The following is a 789-nucleotide window of genomic DNA, read 5'->3' as shown; positions in this document are numbered from 1 at the left end:
GCCGGACTGGCAGGTGATCGACAGTCCCGTCGGCGAAGCGCGCAAGGTGGTCGTGGTGCCCGCGATCTCTCCCGATGTCGCGCTGTTTCACGCGCCCGAGGCCGACCGCGCCGGCAATGTCCGGATCGGCCGCCACCGCGAGCTCGCCGGCCTCGCCTATGCCGCAAAACGCACGCTGGTCACCGTCGAGCGCATCGTCGATCGCAATCTGCTGGAGACGGAAGACTCCGCCGCCGGTGTTCTGCCCTCGCTCTATGTCGACACCAYCGCGGTCGCCACGCGCGGCGCCTGGCCGCTGGCCCTATGGGACGAATATCCGGCGGACGAAGCCGAGATCGCGCGCTACGCGGCGATGGCGCGCAGCGAAGAYGGCTTTCGCGCCTATCTCTCCGGCTTCCTGACGCATCGCAAGCAGGTGGCCTGATGTCATCGGAACGCGAACGGCGCGAAATCCTGATCGCCACCATCGCCGACCTGCTCGACGGCATCCGTCACGTCGCGGTCGGCGCATCGTCGCCGATCCCCGCGGCCGGCGCGATGCTGCTGCGCGCACGCAACGAACTCTGTGGCAAGCCGCCGGTGCGCATCTCGATCCTGGGATCGCAGGCGCATAATTTCTTCACCAATGGCGGCATCGAGTTGTTCGACTGCGCCGCGCAAGGAAGGGTCGACGCCTTCTTCCTCGGCGGTGGCCAGATCGACGGCGCGGGCAACATCAATCTGGTCGGCACCGGCGATTATCCCACCAACAGCGTGCGCTGGCCCGGCTCGTTCGGCTCGGCCTATCTC

Annotated in this window: 2 protein-coding genes; both read left to right on the top strand. The window is 67.6% G+C overall.

Going from position 1 to position 789, the window contains the following annotated elements:
* On the top strand, positions 1–424 hold a 424-nt coding region (locus tag AC1D00_RS43605), incomplete at its 5' end, for a CoA-transferase (protein ID WP_477014999.1).
* Positions 424–789 (top strand): CoA transferase (locus tag AC1D00_RS43600; protein ID WP_477014998.1); only part of this gene is annotated, 366 nt, incomplete at its 3' end. The genes AC1D00_RS43605 and AC1D00_RS43600, both read left to right, overlap by 1 nt.

This window comes from Bradyrhizobium sp. P2_E8, from assembly GCF_056403875.1.
The sequence above is the reverse complement of the archived record's forward strand: the minus strand, read 5'-3'. Positions and strand labels throughout refer to the sequence as shown.